Annotated in this window: 22 protein-coding genes and 1 pseudogene; 18 read left to right on the forward strand and 5 right to left on the reverse strand. The window is 48.1% G+C overall.

Features of this window, described 5'->3' with window-relative positions; genetic code table 11:
* Nucleotides 1–6 precede the first annotated feature (6 nt).
* Nucleotides 7–321 (forward strand): antibiotic biosynthesis monooxygenase family protein, encoded by a 315-nt coding sequence (locus BFW38_RS04450; protein ID WP_068997310.1) that lies wholly within the window; start codon nt 7–9, stop codon nt 319–321.
* Nucleotides 322–366: 45 nt separating this feature from the next.
* On the opposite strand, the gene BFW38_RS04455 is transcribed toward BFW38_RS04450, so the two are convergent.
* Entirely contained in the window at nt 367–1683 is a 1317-nt protein-coding gene (locus tag BFW38_RS04455; protein WP_068997311.1) for a cation:proton antiporter, read from the reverse strand.
* A gap of 543 nt (nt 1684–2226) precedes the next feature.
* Here BFW38_RS04455 and BFW38_RS04460 point away from each other — a divergent pair.
* The 3 genes from BFW38_RS04460 (at nt 2227) to BFW38_RS04470 (ending at nt 3920) form a co-directional block, all read left to right on the forward strand.
* Nucleotides 2227–2649 (forward strand): GNAT family N-acetyltransferase, encoded by a 423-nt coding sequence (locus tag BFW38_RS04460; protein ID WP_068997312.1) that lies wholly within the window; start codon nt 2227–2229, stop codon nt 2647–2649.
* 127 nt (nt 2650–2776) lie between these two features.
* A complete protein-coding gene (locus tag BFW38_RS04465; RefSeq protein ID WP_068997313.1) occupies nt 2777–3265 on the forward strand; it encodes a GNAT family N-acetyltransferase in 489 nt (162 codons plus the stop codon).
* A 262-nt stretch (nt 3266–3527) separates the two neighbouring features.
* Nucleotides 3528–3920, forward strand: a complete 393-nt coding sequence (locus BFW38_RS04470; RefSeq protein ID WP_218186353.1) for a hypothetical protein — start codon at nt 3528–3530, stop codon at nt 3918–3920.
* Nucleotides 3921–4120: 200 nt separating this feature from the next.
* Here the strand turns inward: BFW38_RS04470 and BFW38_RS04475 are convergent, their stop codons facing one another.
* Entirely contained in the window at nt 4121–5149 is a 1029-nt protein-coding gene (locus tag BFW38_RS04475) for an alpha/beta hydrolase family protein (RefSeq protein ID WP_068997314.1), read from the reverse strand.
* Nucleotides 5150–5694: 545 nt separating this feature from the next.
* On the opposite strand from BFW38_RS04475, the gene BFW38_RS17620 reads away from it, so the two are divergent.
* The 8 genes and pseudogenes from BFW38_RS17620 (at nt 5695) to BFW38_RS04500 (ending at nt 10307) form a co-directional block, all read left to right on the forward strand.
* On the forward strand, nt 5695–6321 hold the full coding sequence (locus tag BFW38_RS17620; RefSeq protein WP_175400931.1) for a papain-like cysteine protease family protein: 627 nt from the start codon (nt 5695–5697) through the stop codon (nt 6319–6321).
* Between the two features lie 163 nt (nt 6322–6484).
* Nucleotides 6485–6711 (forward strand): annotated as a pseudogene (locus tag BFW38_RS18095) (transposase); the annotation flags it as partial.
* A 223-nt stretch (nt 6712–6934) separates the two neighbouring features.
* Nucleotides 6935–7441: a hypothetical protein gene (locus BFW38_RS18040; RefSeq protein ID WP_218186354.1), complete on the forward strand. Its 507-nt coding sequence runs from the start codon at nt 6935–6937 to the stop codon at nt 7439–7441.
* Nucleotides 7442–7500: 59 nt separating this feature from the next.
* Nucleotides 7501–7764, forward strand: coding sequence for a hypothetical protein (locus BFW38_RS18045; RefSeq protein ID WP_218186355.1), 264 nt, complete (start codon nt 7501–7503; stop codon nt 7762–7764).
* A gap of 360 nt (nt 7765–8124) precedes the next feature.
* Complete coding sequence (locus BFW38_RS18420) at nt 8125–8364, forward strand: DUF1963 domain-containing protein (protein ID WP_068997315.1); 240 nt, start codon at nt 8125–8127, stop codon at nt 8362–8364.
* Between the two features lie 99 nt (nt 8365–8463).
* The gene (locus BFW38_RS04490) at nt 8464–8988 is read left to right on the forward strand and encodes a DUF6985 domain-containing protein (RefSeq protein WP_218186356.1); all 525 of its coding nucleotides are present in this window, start codon (nt 8464–8466) and stop codon (nt 8986–8988) included.
* 293 nt (nt 8989–9281) lie between these two features.
* A complete protein-coding gene (locus BFW38_RS04495; protein WP_068997316.1) occupies nt 9282–9938 on the forward strand; it encodes a Qnr family pentapeptide repeat protein in 657 nt (218 codons plus the stop codon).
* Between the two features lie 147 nt (nt 9939–10085).
* A complete protein-coding gene (locus tag BFW38_RS04500) occupies nt 10086–10307 on the forward strand; it encodes a hypothetical protein (protein WP_218186357.1) in 222 nt (73 codons plus the stop codon).
* A 70-nt stretch (nt 10308–10377) separates the two neighbouring features.
* Here BFW38_RS04500 and BFW38_RS04505 read toward each other — a convergent pair whose 3' ends face one another.
* On the reverse strand, nt 10378–10821 hold the full coding sequence (locus tag BFW38_RS04505) for a MarR family winged helix-turn-helix transcriptional regulator (RefSeq protein WP_069000201.1): 444 nt from the start codon (nt 10819–10821) through the stop codon (nt 10378–10380).
* A 100-nt stretch (nt 10822–10921) separates the two neighbouring features.
* Here BFW38_RS04505 and BFW38_RS04510 point away from each other — a divergent pair, with 100 nt between their 5' ends.
* Nucleotides 10922–11365 (forward strand): hypothetical protein, encoded by a 444-nt coding sequence (locus BFW38_RS04510; RefSeq protein ID WP_069000202.1) that lies wholly within the window; start codon nt 10922–10924, stop codon nt 11363–11365.
* Nucleotides 11366–11680: 315 nt separating this feature from the next.
* Here BFW38_RS04510 and BFW38_RS04515 read toward each other — a convergent pair whose 3' ends face one another.
* Both BFW38_RS04515 and BFW38_RS04520 read right to left on the reverse strand, forming a co-directional pair.
* Complete coding sequence (locus BFW38_RS04515; RefSeq protein WP_068997318.1) at nt 11681–12283, reverse strand: glutathione S-transferase N-terminal domain-containing protein; 603 nt, start codon at nt 12281–12283, stop codon at nt 11681–11683.
* A gap of 7 nt (nt 12284–12290) precedes the next feature.
* Complete coding sequence (locus BFW38_RS04520; RefSeq protein WP_068997319.1) at nt 12291–13481, reverse strand: YbfB/YjiJ family MFS transporter; 1191 nt, start codon at nt 13479–13481, stop codon at nt 12291–12293.
* A gap of 170 nt (nt 13482–13651) precedes the next feature.
* Between BFW38_RS04520 and BFW38_RS17630 the strand changes: the two genes are divergently transcribed.
* The 5 genes from BFW38_RS17630 (at nt 13652) to BFW38_RS04540 (ending at nt 19677) form a co-directional block, all read left to right on the forward strand.
* Nucleotides 13652–13813 carry a LysR family transcriptional regulator gene (locus BFW38_RS17630; RefSeq protein ID WP_084004453.1) on the forward strand — a complete coding sequence of 54 codons (162 nt, stop codon included), beginning with the start codon at nt 13652–13654 and terminating at the stop codon, nt 13811–13813.
* A gap of 417 nt (nt 13814–14230) precedes the next feature.
* On the forward strand, nt 14231–14863 hold the full coding sequence (locus tag BFW38_RS04525) for a Yip1 family protein (protein ID WP_084004454.1): 633 nt from the start codon (nt 14231–14233) through the stop codon (nt 14861–14863).
* A gap of 306 nt (nt 14864–15169) precedes the next feature.
* Entirely contained in the window at nt 15170–16129 is a 960-nt protein-coding gene (locus BFW38_RS04530; RefSeq protein WP_218186358.1) for an AEC family transporter, read from the forward strand.
* Between the two features lie 207 nt (nt 16130–16336).
* A complete protein-coding gene (locus BFW38_RS04535; protein WP_139116557.1) occupies nt 16337–17188 on the forward strand; it encodes a tetratricopeptide repeat protein in 852 nt (283 codons plus the stop codon).
* Nucleotides 17185–19677 carry a bifunctional diguanylate cyclase/phosphodiesterase gene (locus BFW38_RS04540; protein WP_084004455.1) on the forward strand — a complete coding sequence of 831 codons (2493 nt, stop codon included), beginning with the start codon at nt 17185–17187 and terminating at the stop codon, nt 19675–19677. The genes BFW38_RS04535 and BFW38_RS04540 overlap by 4 nt, the downstream gene beginning before the upstream one ends.
* The last annotated feature ends 5 nt before the right edge of the window (nt 19678–19682 follow it).

Raw genomic sequence — 19682 nt, forward strand, 5'->3', positions numbered from 1 at the left:
GCTGAGATGAAATATATTTTCGAAGTGCATATCAAACCGGGCTACAGCGCAGAAGACTATGCGGCGGTTTGGGTCGAGGCTAGCCAACGGATTCAACAAGCACCGGGCGCATTAGGCACAGCGTTGCACCGCCACATGGATGACCCTTCCGTGTTACTGGCGATTGCCCAATGGGAAAGCCGTGCATTACGTGATGCGATGGAAGCGCAACCCCAAGATGAAGTGAAACGGATCATCCAGAAAGCCGCGCCTTTTTGTGAAATCCGCCCCTTGGGCGCTTTTGATGACCCCGAGTGGGTCGTGATGCCGCCGGATCATTGAGCTGATCCGACGACATGAACAGCCCTTGTTGATGGGGGCTGCTGTTTACTGGGGCTGCTGACCCGATGAAGACGCCGCTTTTGCACGTTTTTCGGCGGCGTCGACACTCTTACGCAGCAACGGCGAGATGGTGCCCCCTTGAACGATAATCGAGAAGATCACCACAATATAGGTCATGATCAGAATCAGGCGGTGAATATCGACCCCATTCACAAACTCAAGATTACTGGGAATGGATGCCGCCATTGCCAGTGCCAGACCGCCGCGTAGCCCACCCCAAGTCAAAATACGCACTGAGTTCACATCATATTCGCGAAAACGGCGGAAACCGATATAAGGAATCGAGACGCTGACCCAACGCGCCAGTAACACCAGAGGCACCGCCATAAAGCCCAGCAACACCTGAGTTATACTGATCGGGAAAGTGACCAACAATAAGCCAATCAATAGAAACAACAGGCCATTTAAAAAGGCATCAGTGGCATGCCAAAAGGCCTGTAGATTGCGTTCGGTTTCTTCGCGTTGAGAGCTGGTGACATGGCGCATGGTGATATTGCCAATAAAAATACCACTGACCACCATCGCCAACGCACCGGAGACCTCCAAAATATTGGCCAGCGCAAACCCTGATGTCGGAATGAGCATCGTGATTAATAAGCGAATCCCTGGGCCGCGGGATTTACGCATCAACCAATGGGCCACCTGAGCCAGCAAAAAGCCAAACAGCACGCCGCCGACTGCATCGGTTAAAAACAGACTGGCGACACCGCTGAAAGTGGGGGCTGTGCCCATAAACGCAACTGAGAAAATGGTACTGAAAACGACCAGCCCGACCCCGTCGTTAAACAAGGATTCTCCTTCCACTTGAACGGAAATGCCTTCTGGCGCATTCATCTGTTTAATGATCGCCAACACCGCAATGGGGTCAGTCGGGCTGATCAGGGCGCCAAACAATAGACAATAAATAAAAGGCACCGACCAACCGACTAATGCCAATCCATAATAGGTGAGCCCACCGACCATAAAAGTCGACGTCAGGGTTGAGAAAAGCACCAGAATCGTAATTTCCCAACGTTGCTTTTTCAGCGCCTGCAAATCAATCTCCAGCGCCCCGGCAAACAGCAAAAATCCGAGCATGCCCTGTAACAGCAACTGATTGAAATTCAAACTGGCGACCGTATTGGAGATTTCATTGGCCAAATCGTTGTCTGCAAATCCCACGACAAAAATCAGGAGCAGCGAAATGACCACGGCCCCCGTAGTAATGGCGATGGTGGTTTGCAATTTAAGGATATATTGGTTGGTAAACGCTATAAAAACCGCTAGCGCCGATAGGAAGCAGATTAGATACCAGGCGTGCATTTTGATGATCTCATTATCAGCTTAAAGAAACCGGGGCGCAGGAGTCGAACGGCATTCATCAACACCTCATAAGCATTGCGCTGAGGGGGCCGGACTGGGTTAATCTCTGGGCTAACGAAGTGTTAACCACAGGGTTAACTAAAGTGTGTTGCTGCGCAGATGTCGCCTATGGTAACGCTATCTTTATCTGGATAGCAGGCTATATAGATGTATTTCCATAAAACGCCTGCTGAATAAGCTTCATCTGTGATGTAAACATGATTAAAAACAATAGGTTGATGAATTATGTCTTTTTGGAATAACTGTATGCAGGATCGAGCCGCCTGGCCATGATGCCCATGCCCCGGATGACCTTCTATCACCTTGATGCCGATACTTCTCAATAAGCGCTTGGTGGCACATGATCAAACACGAAAGTATGTGGCGGTGTTAGTATTGTAAGCAATCTGCATCATAGCGGGTTCAGAAAGCGCTTTTGTATATCCTGCTGAAGGCAAGGCCTCGGAGTTGATCTTGACACATAATGAGCAGCTAAGACGTTGTATGGACATCATCATTCAAGCGTCAACCGAGATCGAATGGGCATCGGCGTTAACGCGCACCAATATGCAGCCGTATTATCAAGCACGGGGCTTAGAGTGGGATTCAGCGCAATATGAAGCGCATTGGTCTCAATTTGAAAATTTCTCAGTGATCTATCAGGGCCAATGGGTGGGCATTATCCGCTTTACGTTTGATGAACAGGCCCTTTATTTACGCGATCTCCAAATTGAGCCTCAGTATCAACGGTTGGGCCTCGGCTTATCATGTTTGAATTACGCTGTTGAACACCTCAAGCGCCAACATCTAAGGCGTCTTCGGCTCAATGTGTTTGCTGAAAATCCTGCGGTTAACCTGTATCGCCGATTTGGCTTCGGCAAAGTGAGCGAGGATGACGGGGTGATCAGAATGGAGTTATGCATTTAACGCCTTTTGGCTTGTTAAAAACCACGGCTGATTTCAAGATCATATTTTAATCATGAGCTTACGGAAGTGAGACTGGCAATGAACTCCTTCTGCTTATTGATAAGCTCCACGACCGTCAGGGGGGGATATGCGGCAAGCGTTAGTTCTATCGAAGGCCTCATTGTCTTTGCGAAGCCCCCAGCCCTTTGATTATGAGGCGATAGCCTCCTGGGTTGTCGATCAACAGGCGTGTATTCGTTGGGCAGGCCCCGCCGTTCCGTTTCCATTGGTGCCCGCTACCTTACCTGAAATCCTTCAGGTTGAGGGTGGGGCGAGCTACTGCCTAGCGGAGGGGAATCAACCGTGCGTTGGTTTTGGCCAATGCTGGACAGAGGTTGAAGGGGCTGTGCATATCGGCCGAATTATGATTGCCCCTGAAGTTCGAGGTCAAGGGGTGGGGCGCCTGCTGTGCGAAAAGCTCATTCACCAAGTGGTCGAATCTACGGGGGCCCTAAGGGTGACTTTGCGCGTCTATCGCGATAATGCTAGAGCGCGTGCCTTATACTCAAGCCTTGGCTTCGCTGTTGTTGAGTCAAAATCTACTGATGAGCTCTTGTTTATGAGCGCTTGTTTATGAGTTGAGCCGGGTGCCAGCCCTGATCGTGCCAATCTACGCCCTTGATGGAATCTCCCTGCTGTGGGTCACATCACCTCATCAAAATACTGTGAAACGACATCAAAACTCTCCTCGGTTTTATTGGTCGTTGGCCCATCAATACTTGGCCTTAGTCATCGTTAGGTGAATCAAAACAGTAAATACATCGTGGAGGAGGATCGCCAGTGGTATGCTAGCTCGCTCCGTATCCCATGGACATTCTCAGTAAAAATAGGAGGGTCAATTGACTAAAAAACTGTTCGGTATTGTCTTGATGGCGATCGCAGGCTTAAGTGGCTGCGCCTCTGTCTCCTCTTCATCCTCCCCCGCTTTAGCCAAGAGCGAATGGACACAAGGCCCGGTATTTTTGACCACTGATGCGGTGCCAGCAAGCATTGACTATGAATTTGCTGGGGACGTTAAAGCCAATGCACGAGCGGGTTACGATAGCGTGGAATCTTTGTACCCTTTGCTGGTTAAAGAAGCGCGGAAGATTGGAGCGAATGCCGTCATTGACGTTCGGGGTGGACGATCGCCGTCATTATTCTCTTGGGCTGCACCGTTCACTTATGGTAAAGCCATCAAAGTGGAAGACCCAAAAGCATTAGAAACACTTGATGGTCGTTATTATCAGTAGTGCCATGATTTTGATCAGTGCTGTCATGATATTGATAGCCAGCGAGACAAGGCCGCGAACGACCGCGTAGCGGTTATGAGGTATGGCACTGGACGTTGATCGCATCGACGTCAAATCCCATCTAGGGCCTGAAGGGTTGCCGATCAACCCGTTCGCTTGATCGGCAAAATAAATCGCTAATCCGCTAATCCGCTAATCCGCTAATCCGCTAATCCGCTACACTGGCGCTGCTTGATCCACATGGCGATCGTATTCAGTGCCTCGGGTGAATAGGCGTAGGGGCCCAAGAATACAAATAACCCTTCTTTCCATAAGGGCCACTGTGACGGCAGCTGGTAATCAAATAACGCGCTACGCAAAAGCCCATGAGTCGCCTCTGGCACCTTTTTGATACACCGAGGAACACGCTGAGGCAGTAATTGACGCCAAACCGAAACCGTCGTGTCAGGGTCGACATTCCGATCATTGCCCCCCATTAAAAGCAAAACAGGGCTTTGCATGCTCGTAATGCTTTGTTTGGCATCTGATCGTGCATTCAAGCGCTCAAAATCTTGTCGAGTGCATTGAGATGAGCACGGCTGCATCGTGGCCGCTTGCGTATATTGTGCATCAAAGGCCTCCGATTCCTGCTGAATGGCAGTAGCGATATCCGCAGCAGCAAGCCCTTCGTGTTCTAGCCGCGCCTTCATATAATAAAGGCCTTGTGCTTTCCAATTAATCGCCGCCCCAATCAACACCACGAAATCCGTTTTGGCGCGCTGGCTGGCCTCAGGCACAACCCAACCCGCCTGAGAAAACCCCAGATAACCGCCACGGCTTTTTTTCAGCTCAGGTAGCTGCCTTAATCTCTGCATCGCTAACGCCGCTTCTTCGGCACGATCTGCCATCGTTTGCGACAACCAATTGCCCGTACTCTGACCAATGCCGGGTTTATCCCATGAGAAAACAGCAATCCCCTGCGAGACAAGAAAATTCACCAGCGGGGTATACCCCTCATTCGACCAACGATCTTGAGGGCCATCACCATGAACCAAAAGCACAAATGGCGGAGAGGGCTTATTCGAGGGGAGGATTAACGTGCCTTTCAGCTCATCGCCCTTATGGGTGAATGAGAGGTATTTATGCGTACCCGTGCCTGATAAATCAAACTCAAGAAAGCGGATAACCACAAATGAAACCAGTACAACAACAACGACAAGCCATAGCCTGAAAACGCTTTTCTTAGACACGTATTAACCTGCTTAGAGTGGCTCTGAATGAATACCAAGATGTTATATCAAGCATTAAAAATTAATCGTTAAGACTTTATGTCAAACGCTAGGGATTGCTCAATTGATCTGAGACCCCCCTGCTCAAAGAGTCTACCTCGTGGCCGACGGAGCAAAGTGACATAGCGCCTGTAGATAAGCGAGGTCCATACTTGTAAACGACCTGATATCCACACCCATCGCATTGAACTTCTCTGATACAGCGCCTTAAACCGTGGCACGACCATACGTCAACCTATGTCAATCAATGCACATTTTAGACTGGCATCATCGCTTAAGGTGTTTCTATATTAAGGTATCAGGGACATGACGTTGCGGAATAATGAGCATAGATTTTGATACAAATGCGCATGCGCACTTATCACAAAAATAATGGTTATGGATGTGCGAAAGATTTTAAAAATCAATTGGTTAATAGTTTTATTGGTTCGTTGTCTCCTTGAGGAAAACACGGATGCGCAATATTAAAAATACTAGACCTTTTACACCGCAAATAGAAGATGATCATGGATAGACGAAAATTCCTTAAGGTTGGTTCGAGTTCTCTTGCGTTAGGCGCTTTTGGCTTAAGCAAGCCTGCTTCTGCTCTTTTAAATTGCACACCGTTTAATTTTCAAGGTATACAGCAGTGTGAGGCGGGAATTGACTCTAGACTTGCTCATGTGAGTGCAGCTTCTGTCGGCGGGCAGCATATGACTCAATGGTGTTGGGCTGCCTGTATAGAAATGGTTTTCAGATACTATGGATTGCGCGTCCCCCAAGAAGAAATCGTTCAACAAACCTGGGGTGGGATAGTTAATTTACCTGGCCAACCTCATCAGATTCTCGCGAATCTAAATCGTTCTTGGAGAGACTCAAGAGGGCGAGGATTTTATGTTTCAGGTGATGCTTTCTCTGCCAATCCAATGACAGCAGCACAAGACTTATCAATCGATATGCCGTTAATTATAGGCACAATGGGGCACGCTATGGTTTTAACATCATTAATGTATGTACGAGATCACTTTGGTCGTGGAGATGTCACAGCTGCTGTAGTACGAGATCCATGGCCAGGTAACGGCAGACGAGTTTTATCTGCTCAAGAGTGGTATAACACTTCGTTTCTCGCTCGCATCAGAGTAAACCCGGCCTAGCAAAGTGCTGCTAGGGACAAACCTACGCTACGCTCCGGTTTGCCCCAGATCACTCGTTCAGGCTGTAGAAAAACCTCCGGAACTATGATGTGATCGGGTTTTGAAACGCAGGAGACGGTGATGGCTCGATTCAAGCACTACGATTACAACCCAACGACCCGCGAGCGACACCGACTGGATGAAACATCGCGTCGACCGTCCCCACGGTAAACAAATCTACAGCCACCGGATGCCCGTTGTAGAACCGGTATTCGGCAACATCGGCACAACGAAGGGGCTGAACCGCTTTAGTCTGCGGGGCAAGAAGAAAGTACAAGGTCAGTGGCAGCTTACTGCTTGATGCACAATATTGAGAAGTTAGCGAATTATGGTCGTTTGGTTGTGTCATGAAGTGTCATCAGGTGCGAAGTATATCGCTTTTTGAACCTAGCAGACCGCTTTCAGCGAGCCTAAGTTGGGCGCTCAAGTGACTAAATGCCAATATTAAAATGACTCAGCCAGATGACCGACTAGGCATAAGGACAAAAGGCGCTGGAGACGGCTCGAAATTGGGCTTTTCTACAGCCTCGTTATGCTTCCCTCGGCTAGCAGGATCAAGGATAAGAATTTCTATATGAGCAATAAATTTACATATCAATCAGATGATTATGATCGACAGTCGCAAAGATTCGTGATTCCTTTATATGTCAAGGATGAATTAGACAGTTACGAATATTCATCTACAGGGACACTCGTTAGTTATAAAGGATATCATTTTATAATTTTCGCTGCGCATGCGTTAGGCGGTGGGGTTGAGTTTGAGAATATCTACACTTTTGGTAGTGATGGAGATTTTTATCGGATCATGGATTTTGCAGATGATTATCAAGTGTTCAAAGAAGAGGATATAGTTATTGTTGATTGTTTTAATCGAGCATTAAAAAACAAAAACTACTTTAATCTTGATATAAAAAGTCTGAACGGTTTTGATAAAAAGCACTTTGCTTGGACTGGGTTTCCTGCAAGTAAAACTAAATTAAAGAAAGCACATAAAAGCAGTTCAAAAGAAGCTTTGGAAAATAAATTTGTATATATTGATGAAAGTGGAAATACTTTAAAAATGCCAAGTACTTTACGATAGTTTCGAAAATAGTAATAAATAACAAAGTTAAAATTTCTGGCGTTTATGATAGAAAGGGTTTGAATTTAAAATACCAAGGCAATGTGAGCATGGGGCCACACCCTCAAGGTATGAGTGGTGGTGCTATGTATTTTTTTTCAAAAAATCAGATGTTGAAATCAAACATTGATGACACCTTTCGGTTTGCAGGAATAGGTATCGAGTACAAAAAAGATAACTCGATTATCGGTGTTCCTAGGCTTAAAATAATTGAGTTAATAGAAATGCTTGATATCGAAAGACCTATTCAAGTCAAGCTGGTTCAAAATAGCTCAGCCAGGTAGATGCAACCGAACTTCGGCAATGCGGCGGATACAAGCGCCTCGATTGATGAAGACAAAGAGGCATGAGCTAGCTTTTTTCGCTTGCAAGCAAGCTCCCACAGCCCTTCAGATTACCCTCTGAACCTTCTGTGGGAGTCTGCTTGCAGGCGATTGTGTGAAGGGCTGCAAGCAGACCAGCAATAGCCCATCAACCCATGTCAATCAACGCGCATTTTTTACTGGCGCCATCGCCTAAGATGTTTCAGTATCAAGAGATTAGGGGCACAAAGTTGCGGCATAGTGAGCACAAAATTTGATATAAATGAGCATGCGCACTTTTCACAAGAGACAATGGTTAGGGTTATCTAAAATATCCTTGATATGACCCCTATAAATGAATCTGATGGTGAGGATGCTATATTCTTTGAAGAATACAATCGCTATCCCGGCACTAAGTTCGGAGGCTTTCCAAATTGTATTCAACACGGTCATAATTTAGATGGGTTCGTTTTTCAAATCGGCAGTGAGGAAAAGCCAAATTGGATGTGGGCTGATAACGGAATCGCCTATTTCAATAAAGACGAGTCTGGTGATTGGGTGTTCGAATGCCAGTTCTACTAACCACAGCTAACAAGCTTGTCAGTAAAGGCGCTCTTGATTGCGCGCCTTTACAAAAGCATTATGTTCCCGAGTGCCCCTGTGTTTAGAGAGAGATTGATTTTGCTAAAATTTGAACTGTCAGTAGGTACGATTAGTATTGATGATCGTTATGATGAATGTTTTACTGATCCAATAAAAGTCGCCTTTCTTGATGATAAGGAATGTGAGTTTTTAATTGAGAATTACAAGGATGATAAAGTTAAAGAAGATTTTCAAAAGGCAATCAATAACTTTATAAATCTAGACAAAAGCGTTCTCTATGGTGTCAGTGGATTGGTTTATCAATATTATTTGAAAACTTTGAAGTACCTGAGCCCTGAGGATGATGGCTATGTTGAAATTGAAAGGCCGCAAGATGTTTGGCAATTTGTTCGATTTGGATGTGAGCCAGCGGTGTCTCGTCGAGATGATGATAATACGATATACATTTCATTGGTATGCAGTTGTGATTGGGAGCGAGAGCATGGACTACAGTTAGTGTTCAAAGATGGTCGCTATGTCAACAAACTAGGGGGGTATGATGGTCATTTAACTCACTCGGATGCTTTTGATGATGAATCTCTAGAAGGTGTTATTTATAGATAAGAATAATAAGCTAGGTTGCTTACATCGGTAATCAAGTAACACTTGTAGCGATGGGCGAGATTGAAAAAATATAGTGGCATTTATTTTGCGGCTTAGCGGTTATGTCCTTTGTTTGGATGGCTTTCAATGACCCCAAAATTTTTCCTGCTGGCTGCGCGAAAGTTTAACATGACACCCTTAGAGTGCCTGTCGGCACCTTTTTTTGGCTGTTTTTTTGTTTTTTAATAGTCTTTTTATTGGAAGGTTTTTGGTAAATGATAGCCTTCGATTCAATGTTTTAAAAAGGTTGTAAAGTGAATAAAACTGATCAGTCATATTCTCAAGTGGATTTCGCCAGTCAAGATCTTAGTGAATACATTTTTTCTAACTGTAAATTCTATTGCTGTAGCTTTAAGCGCGCTTATCTGAGAGATACTCAATTTATTGATTGTCACTTTATTGAGCAAGGGGAGTTGGAAGGGTGTGATTTCTCTTACTCCGATCTTCGAGACGCCTCATTTAAGAGGTGTAAGCTAGTTATGTCCTGCTTTATTGGGGCAAACTGTTTCGGTCTTGAATTGAGGGAGTGTGATTTAAAAGGGGCTAACTTTTCTCAAGCTAGCTTCGTGAATCGAGTGTCTCATAAGATGTACTTTTGTTCTGCGTACATCACAGGCTGTAATCTATCCTATGTTAACTTTGAGAAACAGCTTATAGAAAAGTGTGACTTATTTGAGAACCGATGGATTGGTGCTCACTTAAGGGGCGCTTCATTTAAAGGCTCAGACCTCAGTCGTGGTGTCTTTTCGGAAGATTGTTGGGATCAATGTCGAGTGCAAGGCTGCGACCTGAGTCATTCTGAATTACATGGCCTAGATCCTAGAAAAGTGGATCTAACCGGTGTGAAAATATGCACTTGGCAACAAGAGCAATTACTAGAACAATTAGGTCTGATCATCATTCCAGATTAAGCGAAAGATTTGACTACGCATATTGGGAGGTCGAGCAAGATGCGGACTACGTCTCTATTCAAGAGGCTAAAGCTAACTTACCCTCTCAATACCAAAACGTAGCGGTCAATTGGCAAAAATATGGCTAAGCACATGACAAGTCGAGGCATGCCGCAAGAAGAAGATTTTCCTAAAGGAACGGCGTTTTACATTTTTGAGTGGGATGTCCCGTTATCAAAAGAGCCCAATGCAGATGGTCAAACGGTTTCTTATTTTAATTGGTTCGGTGGGGAGAAGAAGCCTTACCCGATAGAGCGATTAAAAATAGATAATCATTGGCCTGCAGATTCATACGCTCAGTGGATTAAGGTTATTGAGGCATCATTGTGAAAGGGCCTAACAAATGGTTGTGGCGGAGCAACTTTTCGCTGGTGCTACAAGCTGCCCACTATGCCAAGCGTTAGCGTTCAAAAGATTCTGAGATACGCTTAAGAACAGACAGTGTTGTCTCAAGCTCTGCTTTGGTGATACCCGTCGAGCATTCCATCGCCCATCCCGATTGCTTTTCACTCAACTTCGAAAATACCGTTTCCCCTAGTGCCGAGAGGCATATCAGTTTTGCACGTTTATGGTCTGGGTTGTTCTGGAAACACAGCAGTTCATCCTCACGCATGGCGTCAACAAGTCGTTGGACTGCTTGTCGTGTCAGCCCCATGCTTCTGGCTATTTGCGGCACGGTTTGCGGTTTACCCGCTAGGGAAAGTGCACCCAAAACCTTCCATCGGGCACTCGTAATGCCATATTCCTCACCCATGTGGTCACCTTCACTGACAAGAAGCCCTCCCAGCTTGAATACTTCAAGAACAATGTCGGTGAACACCGGGCCCTTCTGAGGGTCGTTCATATCCAATCCTTCTGCTTGTTTTGACAACATGTTGACATAATGAGTCTGTATTTTCATAATGACAACATGTTACCAAATTGGTCTTCCTGAGGAAACACAGATGCTCATTCTCCATCGATTTGCAGCATTCATCGCGGTCTTGTGCATTGCGACGTTTTTCTCGGCAACCATTTTGGTCGAGCTTTTGGGCACTGGAGAATCTATTGCTATTCTGAAAAGCCTCATTGTATGGCCCGGCTTGTTTATTCTTGTTCCTTCCATTGCCTTAACTGGGGGCAGTGGTTTCGCTTTGGCAAAATCTAGAAGTGGCCAATGGGTACGACAAAAGAAAAAGAGAATGCCGTTTATTGCTGCCAATGGCATATTGGTGCTCATTCCATGCGCAGTATTTCTGAATTGTTGGGCATTTGCGGGCACTTTTGATACCCATTTCTACATCGTGCAAGGCGTCGAGTTACTGGCGGGTGCAATCAATCTCATTTTGATGGGATTGAATATGAGAGATGGCTTTAGAATGAGCGGTAAATTTAGGCGATCGGCGTGAATAAACCGCTCACAATGCTGCCTTGCGGACGCAGCCGCTAAGCTCTGTTTGAACATTTCTCAGTGAAATATCAGGGGCAATGGGTCGGGGTTATCCGCATCGAAAGTTTGGTTTCGAGAAGGTCAAAGCAGTGGATGGGATGGTGAGAATGGAGAGAAGGCACAATAAGAAATGCGATGTCTATCACTTGCAGTATTTGGTTAACAAAGCAAAGAACTCATGAGTTTTGGGAAAGCTATTCAACAGATCTCATCTACCGCCACGAGACGTTATGGCGCACTGAGTCAATAGCCCTCGATTAGGAGGGCTTGTGGGTTAGGCGAAGGCGGTTGTTGTGGTGCTGGGACGTTCTGACAGGCCTGTCGCCCAGTTTGCCAAGTGTGGGTGCTGGTGCTGCCATTGTCGCTCAGGCAGCCGAAAATCGATGTAGCTCAAGGCCACGATGGTAATAATCTGGCCCAGGTTGATCTCGCCCCGCATGACGTCAGTGTCGACCTTATCTTCTAGCCTTTGCAGGCCTCTTGTGATGGCCTTTTGTCGACGTTCCCCGAGGACTGTTAGGTCACTCTCTTTGCCTAAATGCTTGCGGTTAATCACTGTTGTAAACGCTGCATCAGTCAGCCCCTGACTCAGGCCCGAGAGGGCAAGAACATCAGCGTAGTGAGGGGTATGCAGTAAGCTGTTGGCCGGGGAAAGGCTATCCAAATAGGAGGCAATAAGCAGGGATTCTGAAATGGCTTCGCCCTCATCGGTGACCAATACTGGAATCTTGCTGTTTGGGTTGGCAGTGAGCAAAGCTTTGTCGTCGGCCCAGGGGTCGACCCAGATCAGATTCACTTGCGGGTCCAGCTGTTTTTCGATCGCGCAGATTCGCGCGACTCTTGCGTAAGGGGACGTTTTGTTTAGGTACAATTCCATCGTTGTTTTACTCCGTCTGCGTGGCTTTTCGAAATAACACGTATTGGGCTGATAGCAATAGCACGCCGCTCATCAGGACCACCGCCCCAATGCTGAATAAGGGCGCGTAGGTCTCCTGCACGGCATAGATCGATGATAACGCGTACCCCCCAGCCGCTTGAGCGACTGCAAATATGGCGGTCGCCAGCCCCCATATTTTTTTATGGTTCGTCGGTCCGGCAATTTCTGAAAGCCGCCCTGCGGTGAGCGCGACAATACCCGGAATCATGGCCCCAACGACAAAGGAGGATAGGCTCAGGCTGACGATGGAGACCGATACAGTGGGTAATGCCGTAGCGATGGCTTTGGCGAGGAAGCCTGCGAGTAGCGCCCCATGCCAACCGAGCTTTTTGGCTGCTCGTCCGACAATAAAGGGCCCCATCATGGCGCCGATGCCCAGCACCGCCCATTGCTCACTGGCCATGGTTTGTCCCATACCGACTTCGCGAGCGAGATAATCGACCCAGAATACGGTATGGGGAACGAAGCCGATGGCGTCCATCGCATACGCCAGCATCACAATGCCGATACTCCATTTTTGAGCAGAGTTTAAGCCCTCAACGCCATTGTCTGGCTGAGGTGTGGCCGCTAATGCTTTCAAGCCTGTAAGCGCCCGATCAGCGATGAGGCCCGCAGCCGCCGCCAGGATGCCGAGACCCACCCACGTCACCATCAGCCCTGAGTTGAGGAGTAATGGAATAATCGTGGCGGATAAGAAAGCGCCGATGCCGATGCCGGTAAACACCATGGCTCCGGTCACGGGGCGCTGAGATTCGGGGGTATTGGATAGGGCCAACGATGGGCCGACGACCATGAGAGTGGCGCCAGCAAAACCAGAGACAAATCGCCAGACGAAGAACCACATGAAACTTGTCGGGCTCAAGCAAAGAAAAAAGCTCAATGCCACGGCTATATAAGCGCCTCCTAACACATGGCGATGTTTGTACCGTTCTGAAAGTGTGTGTGCGCCAACCGCTCCCCCGAGATAACCCAGCAGGTTCGCGGCGCCTAGGTAGGCGGCTTGGGAGGCGGTAAACCAGTGGGCGTCGACCAGTGCAGGAATCATGGGGGTGTAAGCAAATCGTGCAAGGCCAATGCCCACAAAGGTGGCCATGGCCCCAACGAGCAATGTCGAGAGATTAAATCGACCCGCTATCATCGTATTATGCCCCCGTGGCGCTCAGTGTTTCCGGCGCATGGCTTTGCGCTGGCCGTGCTGATTGCCGGATGTGTTGGAACAAGTTAGGGAAGCTTCTGTTTCATGGAAAGTGATTTATTTTGATATTAGATATCACTTATTGTGATAGTTAAGATGGGGAGGGCCGACAGGTGCAATTGAAGTCGTTAAGGGTATCTCGAGAAGTTGCCCGCAGCGGTAGCTTTGTGGCGGCCGCTGAATTGCTGCATACGGTTCAGTCCAACGTCACGGCTCATATCAAAAAGCTAGAAGAAGCGCTAGGTCTCTGCAGGCTGGGCCGACGTCGGATCTGATTCAAGGGATGATGGAGGGCGAGCATGATTGTATGTTTGTAGCCGGTAAGATCCATCACCCTGTCTTCATCTTTTCAAAGCCTTCGACGAGCCGTTGGTGCTTGTCGCCAACGCATCACTTCAATACCGCTCATCGATGAGGTGTTCTCCATGACTGAGTATTTTCCAGCGATGACCTAGGCACTTGGCTGTTGATCAGTGGGTATAGAAAGGGACCATATGAAAGTGATGATGCCCTTCATTATGGGCGTCAATGATGTGAAATATTTGCCAGTATTCTGAGCGACTTCTATCCATTAAGCTACTCCGAATCACACCCGTCAACATGATGAAGCGTGTGATTTTAATGACCTGAATGTCATCTCATTTTGTGAGTGTCTTTAGTCTATAAAGTGTTAGCTTTAGGATAACCATCATATGGAACAGAGTGATCAGGCGCTGAATCCTTGGATTTCAATGTGGACGAAACCGCGCGCCACCATACAACACATCATTGACACTAATCCCGAACAAAGTGTCATGCTTTTAGCCGCCATTTATGGCTTTTCTCAAGCACTTGATCGTGCAAGCGTCAGAGACCTTGGGAACAGTTTTGACTGGCCCTATATTCTGTTGATCGCGGCTGTTTTGGGCCCCATCAGTGGTATTATTTATCTTTATCTCGGTAGTGCCATCATGCGCTGGGTGGGCGGCTGGATGGGCGGCACGGCATCACCACAAGCTGTGCGCGCTGCGCTGGCCTGGTCTTGTATTCCGATGATATGGGCCTTGATCCTCTGGCTGCCAGAGCTGGCCTTATTCGGTCAAGAGATGTTCACAACGGCCACACCGACGCTCGATTCAACCCCATCGTTGTCATCTGTTCTTCTCGCACTGAGCACGATTGAGATGCTTATCGGGATTTGGGCCGTGGTTTTATTGGTACTGAGCTTAGCGCAGGTGCAAGGATTTTCTGCCTGGAAAGCGTTGGGCAATGTCCTGCTCGCCGTGTTGGTTGTGATGGTGCCTCTTTTGGTCATGGTTGTCGGGTTTTACAGTGTCAGGCAATGACGATGGGCTCAATTCGGAGCATCACTCGCCTACTTGAAAGAAACGCACGATAAGCATATTGAAAGAATATTGAAAGGGTATTGAAAGGGGGCTCAGCGTCCCCTTTATGCTTAAAGCCCCCTTAAGGCTTAGCCTTCTCTGAATACTCAGAACCTGTTTATTCAGCTGAATTCTGTCGAGCAACCGTTGCGTGCGGGGTCATCTTAGTATCGGACTTCTCTGCGATAGTGACTCGCTTCGGTTTGACTTTCTTTATCATCTCATCATTATCATCAGTTTTTTCGCCGCACTAGCGGTGAGGGGCTGATGCCGTTGTGCGGTCAGGTTGAGTGTTTGCCATGGCATGGGGTGCTTGTCTTGTCTTGGCATGGTGTTGGAGGTGGTGTGCTGTCAGCTTATTGGAATGCTTTATTTCCCGTTGTGTTTTGTGCCGGGTTGGGGGTGATGCTCGCGCGTCGAACCTCGCTATTGGATTCCCCCGAGTTATCTCGATTAGTGACATTGATTGGTTTGCCAGCGTTGATTCTAAATGCGCTGTTCACCATGACAACGTCACTTTGGGCGGTTTCGGATACGTTTTTGGCTATTGTGGCGACATTAGCGCTTTCGGCGGTGATTGGGGCGGCTGTGTTGCGTTTGGCAGGGTTGGATGTGCGTGGTTATCTGTCGATGTGGGTAAACCCTAATACGGGTAATTTAGGGCTTCCTCTGGTGTTTGCTTTGTTAGGGCCGCAGGCGATGGTGCATGCGGTGGTGATTTCAACGGTGGTTCAGATCAGCCATTTTACGTTGGGTGTTTGGCTGCTTTCCGGGCGTTTTTCGGTGAAGTCGTTGCTGTCTAACGCTTCTGTAATTGCTTTATGTTTCGGGGTGGCTTGGTCTTCGACCGGTTGGCAGGTGCCGACGGCGGTGTTGCGAACGGTTGATATTTTATCTGGGATGACGATTCCGGTGATGCTGCTGTTGTTAGGGCGCTCTTTGTCTTCGATCAATTTGCGAGAATTGACGCGACTGAAACGGATTGTTGGTCTATCGGTCGGTCGAGTGACGTTGGGCTTGGGGGCGGCTTTTTTAGTCACTCAAGCATTCGCATTAAGCCCTTTGGTGGCACATACGCTGATGATTCAAGCCAGTATGCCGGTCGCGGTGATCAGTTATATCTTGGCCGCGCATTACCATGGGCCCAAAGAGGATATTGCGGCAGTGATTTTAGTGAGCTTGCCTTTTTCGCTATTGGCAGTTTTGTTCCTGGTGGCACGATTCTGAAATGATCTATGACTTAAATATTTCGTACATGCTCATCAGCGAATGTCGTGTATGCTCAATATTGGCGGAATGATCAGTCTTTGTGACGTATCTTTGGTATATTAATGTTAAATCTTATCGGGGGAATGTGTGACGTCGCCCCGAACAGATTCGGACAGCATTGAAGACTGTTTGCTTATCACAGGATGCCAGGGGATATTGATTGCCATGATGTGGTTTCGTTTATTGGCCGTTTGCATCGGCATCTGGGGGATATCAGGCTGCGCATTTCAGGCTGAACGCGCTTCTTCTGATACAGCTAATCAAGCCTTTGAGGCCGATAAGGCTGCGGTTCAGGCGTTGTTTGATCAGCCTTATATTGATCCGCTCACACGCTTTCTCAAGCAGCCGCAAGGGCAGCAATTGCCGCAGGATTTGCAGAACAAAATTCGTGTTGAGCGCGACCGTCGTTGTCAGGCTGTGGCACAAGAGTATGCCCAGCGCCCGCTAACGGCCCAATCCCTTGCCCGCTATCGGGCCGGTTATCAATATTCATGCCCCGATGATGTCGATGCTTTTGCCGAGCGTTTAAAAGTGCAGTCTAAGGATTCGAACCAAGCGGCGGAAACGGCCAGCGGACAAAGTGATGAGGTTTCTGATGATCCGGATGCAGCCGCAGAAACACAGAGGCAACAGACGACTAGCACCGCATCGGTGGGTGCCGATGCGATCAGTTCGCAGCAGCTTAATGATTGTTACCTGCTGACTCAGATCCGCAATTTCAGTGATGCATTAGACGCGTGTCAGGAGCCCGCCGAAAAAGGCTACGTTAAGGCGCAGCGTAATATGGCGATGATGGCCTATACCCTGGAAGATTATGAGCGAGCACGACTCTGGGCGGAAAAGGCCGCTTCGCAGTCGGGGCAGGCTGCGAACATTTTGGGTGAAATGTATGCCCAGGGGCAGGGCGTGAATGTGGATTTGGCTCAAGCTCGCCACTGGTTTTTAGAAGCGGTGCGTTTAGGCTATGCCAAAGCCCAGAGCCGTTTAGAGACGCTACCGGCTGATGAATCACAATGAGCAACCAGTGGCCCACCGTTGTATTCGCTCGCCTCTGTCACTCATTGCACGGGTTGCGCCAGTACTGGGAAGTCTTCTATTCACGGTTAAGCCGTGTTCTAAGAGGGCGTGCTAGCGAAGCCACACAGTCCATTACGGGATTATTGATTCTGCTGATGGTGCTCTTTGTGGTGGGGATGGCGCTGTTATCCCATCTGAATCTGAGTTATTCCCAACAAGCCATGCATAAGCTCCGCCTGGAACAAATTCAGGATGTGGTGAAATCGGGGCTGTCTCGCATGAATACTCACCAGGCAGCGCTGGCCCGAAGGACCCAAGGGCTTGCCAATATGGGTGAGAGTTTTTATCGCCTTTCGTTATCGGCCTCTCGATCGCAGCGCGCGACTCTGCGCGAACAGTTGACGCTGACATTACGTGATTACTTGAAAGACATGCCTGGCGTCTCCGGTGGGGGGATTTGGTTTAATCCCAATATTTTGGCGGCTAAAGGGCAAACGTATGCGGTTCAGCTCAATAAAACGGCAGCAGGGTTTGAGCCCATCGAGCTGCCTCGGGATGTTGATTATCGTGCTCAGCGCTGGTTTGAGTTGACTTTTGGCAAGGATGGGCGGCCTGGCGAAGAAGCGGAGTTCAATACGGCTTGGTCTCCGGTTTATTTTGATTTTGTGACTGAACAAGCGATTTTGACTTTGGCGCGGCCCATGCTGAATGAAGCGGGGCAGATTATCGGCTGGGTCACCACCAACTGGTCATCGGAGCAACTGGTTGAGTTGGTCAGTCATGTTGAGGTGACCGCAAACAGTTTTGCGTTTCTCAATGATCGTAATAACCGTAATTTGTCGAGCTTGAGTGAAATCGCCGACCCTAAAGTTGAGCAGCATATTATCGATGCAATTTTGGCGAAGCGTCTGACGGCTGACACATGGACTCCGGCGTCTCGACAAGAGGGGGCGCTTCAAAGCGCTTTGCAAACGATGTCCCTCGATGTCGATGGTCGCACTTACGAGCTTTACTATGCGGGCACGCCGGCCGGTATGGTGTATGGCGCGGGGGTCCCGCAACAAGAGATTGACAGTGTTTTGGTGCCGATGCGCGATACCAACTATCGGATTCTGTTAGGTACGGCGGCGGTGATGCTCATTCTGGGCGGTTATCTGGTTTATCGTTTGTTGTTACTGATTCGAGAGTTAAAGGCCTCTTATACTGATGTGCTGACGGGGTTATATAATCGAACGCGCCTACTCAAAGATGCCGAGGCTCAGCCTGATGCGGCTTTGATGATTCTGAATCTCGACCGCTTTAAAGAGATCAATAGTTTATTTGGGCATGAGTGTGGCGATGAGGTGCTGAAAGAAGTGGCTCGTCGGCTGCAAGGATTTGTAAAACAGCGTATCGGGGAGTTGTGTACGGCGCATCAATGGCCTGTGCTCAAGGGGCGCCCTTTTCATGTCTATCGTTTAGGGGCGGATGAGTTTGCATTGTTGGGCCCGGCGATGGATGAGCCCGTAGCGGAGATGGTGGCAGGGGCGATGATTGAGAGCGTCCGGCAGCAGGCGGTGATCTGGCAGCATCAGAGTATCAGCCTTGAGACCAGTGTCGGGATTACTTTCCAGACGGCTCAATCCATGGTGATGGCATCAGATGTGCTGCTGAGTCAGGCGACGATTGCCGTTGTCCAGGCGCGTCAGCAGATTCGCCCCTATGTTTTTTATGATCAACTACAAGAAATTGAGAAAAGTTACGAGCGTAATCTTTATTGGGCTCGCCGCTTGAAAGAAGGGCTGGAGCAGGATCAGATGTTGCCGCACTTTCAGCCGATTTATGATAATCGCCTCAAACGTATCACTAAGTATGAATGTCTGGTGCGTATGCAAGATGCCGAGCAAGGGGTCATTGCCGCGGGGCAGTTTATCGGTGTGGCTGGGCGTTTGCGGCTGAATCGGCAAATTACGCGGGTGATGATTGAAAAATCCTTTGCCGCCTTTGAGCAAGCCCCTTACGAGTTTTCGATTAATCTATCTTATGCCGATGTGGTCGACCCTGAAATTCTTGATTTGATTATGACCCAATTGTCGCAGTTGGATATTGGCTCGCGTGTGATCTTTGAGATTTTGGAATCAGATGGGATCGACAACTATGAAGATGTGCTGCATTTCATCGAGAAGGTCAAACCCTATGGCTGTAAGATTGCCATTGATGATTTTGGTACGGGCTATTCTAACTTTGCGCACCTTCTTAAGTTGAACGTCGATATTATTAAGATCGATGGCAGTCTGATTCGTCATTTAGATGAAGATCCAACCGCTGTTCAGGTGGCCCGAGGTATTGTTCAGTTTGCCCATAGTCTGGGGATTAAAACGGTTGCTGAGTTCGTTCATAATGAAGCGGTTCAGACTCAAGTGGCGGCACTGGGTATTGATTTTTCTCAGGGCGGATTTTTCAGTATGCCACGGCCTGATCTAATGCAGCTTGAATCTCATGATGTGTAAGGTGG

The organism is Terasakiispira papahanaumokuakeensis (genome assembly GCF_001709345.1).
In the GTDB taxonomy this organism is placed as follows: domain Bacteria; phylum Pseudomonadota; class Gammaproteobacteria; order Pseudomonadales; family Halomonadaceae; genus Terasakiispira; species Terasakiispira papahanaumokuakeensis.

Bases quoted from the DNA above. Each gene is read 5' to 3' on its own strand.
- BFW38_RS04450 (WP_068997310.1), top strand. From the start codon at position 7: ATGAAATATATTTTCGAAGTGCATATCAAACCGGGCTACAGCGCAGAA.
- BFW38_RS04455 (WP_068997311.1), bottom strand. From the start codon at position 1,683: ATGCACGCCTGGTATCTAATCTGCTTCCTATCGGCGCTAGCGGTTTTT.
- BFW38_RS04460 (WP_068997312.1), top strand. From the start codon at position 2,227: ATGGACATCATCATTCAAGCGTCAACCGAGATCGAATGGGCATCGGCG.
- BFW38_RS04465 (WP_068997313.1), top strand. From the start codon at position 2,777: ATGCGGCAAGCGTTAGTTCTATCGAAGGCCTCATTGTCTTTGCGAAGC.
- BFW38_RS17620 (WP_175400931.1), top strand. From the start codon at position 5,695: ATGGATAGACGAAAATTCCTTAAGGTTGGTTCGAGTTCTCTTGCGTTA.
- BFW38_RS18040 (WP_218186354.1), top strand. From the start codon at position 6,935: ATGAGCAATAAATTTACATATCAATCAGATGATTATGATCGACAGTCG.
- BFW38_RS18420 (WP_068997315.1), top strand. From the start codon at position 8,125: ATGACCCCTATAAATGAATCTGATGGTGAGGATGCTATATTCTTTGAA.
- BFW38_RS04500 (WP_218186357.1), top strand. From the start codon at position 10,086: ATGCCGCAAGAAGAAGATTTTCCTAAAGGAACGGCGTTTTACATTTTT.
- BFW38_RS04505 (WP_069000201.1), bottom strand. From the start codon at position 10,821: ATGAACGACCCTCAGAAGGGCCCGGTGTTCACCGACATTGTTCTTGAA.
- BFW38_RS04510 (WP_069000202.1), top strand. From the start codon at position 10,922: ATGCTCATTCTCCATCGATTTGCAGCATTCATCGCGGTCTTGTGCATT.
- BFW38_RS04515 (WP_068997318.1), bottom strand. From the start codon at position 12,283: ATGGAATTGTACCTAAACAAAACGTCCCCTTACGCAAGAGTCGCGCGA.
- BFW38_RS04520 (WP_068997319.1), bottom strand. From the start codon at position 13,481: ATGATAGCGGGTCGATTTAATCTCTCGACATTGCTCGTTGGGGCCATG.
- BFW38_RS04525 (WP_084004454.1), top strand. From the start codon at position 14,231: ATGGAACAGAGTGATCAGGCGCTGAATCCTTGGATTTCAATGTGGACG.
- BFW38_RS04530 (WP_218186358.1), top strand. From the start codon at position 15,170: ATGCCGTTGTGCGGTCAGGTTGAGTGTTTGCCATGGCATGGGGTGCTT.
- BFW38_RS04535 (WP_139116557.1), top strand. From the start codon at position 16,337: ATGATGTGGTTTCGTTTATTGGCCGTTTGCATCGGCATCTGGGGGATA.
- BFW38_RS04540 (WP_084004455.1), top strand. From the start codon at position 17,185: ATGAGCAACCAGTGGCCCACCGTTGTATTCGCTCGCCTCTGTCACTCA.